Source organism: Pseudomonadota bacterium, from assembly GCA_010028905.1.
In the GTDB taxonomy this organism is placed as follows: Bacteria; Vulcanimicrobiota; Xenobia; order RGZZ01; family RGZZ01; genus RGZZ01.
This window is the reverse complement of the sequence record RGZZ01000868.1, coordinates 1-1,229: the sequence shown is the minus strand read 5'-3', so window position 1 is coordinate 1,229 and position 1,229 is coordinate 1. Positions and strand designations below refer to the sequence as shown.

At 54.8% G+C, this 1,229-nt stretch carries 1 protein-coding gene; it reads left to right on the top strand.

Translation table 11 applies throughout. The features are described from left to right. The first annotated feature begins 441 nt into the window (after positions 1–441). Positions 442–957 (top strand): hypothetical protein, encoded by a 516-nt coding sequence (locus EB084_25990; GenBank protein NDD31716.1) that lies wholly within the window; start codon positions 442–444, stop codon positions 955–957. The last annotated feature ends 272 nt before the right edge of the window (positions 958–1,229 follow it).

The window sequence follows — 1,229 nt, the reverse complement described above, 5'->3', positions numbered from 1 at the left end:
ATGGACATACCACACACAGACGCACATACATACGTACCCACCTTTTTCCACAGAGAAGAGAAACAGAAGGAACATAAACACGAAATGGACGACGTACACATCCTCACATCTGCACTGCTGGGTAGTACCGCCATAGCCCTCATCCTCGCGACGCCAGAGTGGATCACACACTACACGTGGTGGTACACACTCCGGAGGTCGTATATCGTGCGTGGACATTGCGACAACCAAACACATCGCGACGTGACGTACGATCACTCGACGACCGACGGCGAGCTCCTTCTCCAAACTCTTCGACATTCGGCACTGCCTCCACTAAGCACTCGACCGCCTGCACATGTGTGTATGTGGTACTGCGCCGTGCCTTCCGAGTTATTTTGTGGCAGGAGTGGAGACACCACTCATGGACATCGACGGCCGTTTGCGTCGACATATCCTGCTGTGCGCGAGAGCGAGTTCCTCCAACTCGTCGCTCATTTCTGCGCCAAGTCGATCTTTCTCAGGCGCGAGGGGCGTGTGGTGTCAACGGTGCTCGTATCAACAAGGCACAAGCTGCGCGAGTCGGAACGCAAGCGTGCAGGCTCATTCCTCAGGTCGGCGCGCGTGTGCGTTGACGCGTCACTCGGTACCGATGCTCAATCGATCGCCAATGCTCATCGTCGCAAGATCGAGAATGTGCTGCACCATTCGGCACCGATGTGCGACTCGATCGCAGATCGCGCAGCGAAGATCACGACACACTATGTGTTTAACAAGTGGATGCTGCACACGATTGTGCGTGACGACGGACTTGTGCTCGATGTCGTACGTGGTGGCATCGAGGTCGACCTTTCCTTCTTACTAAATATGCACGTCCCTCTCGAATTGAAGTGCGTCAAGGAAGAGGGGGGGGATTGGACGATCCTCGCCTCGCCACTTCACACGTGGTTGCATGCACCCACTCACACGCGCTCATAATCACAATCATTGACGATTGGTTGCACTGCGTCGAATGCATTTCGTCGTGCGTGTGTTTGTTCTTCGACTGATCGATCGAGTACGCAAGATGTTTATTCGCTTGCAACCTCCTTTTTTTTCAGAGGAAGCCGCGGGGAGGAGGAGGGGGGAGAAGAAGGAGAAGAAGGGGAACGAGGAGAGCGAGTGGAGGTGTTGTTTGAAGACTGGGCGGAAGACTGGAAGCCCGATAGCGCCAAGAAGATCACCAATGCGGCCATCACCAAAAACGGGCC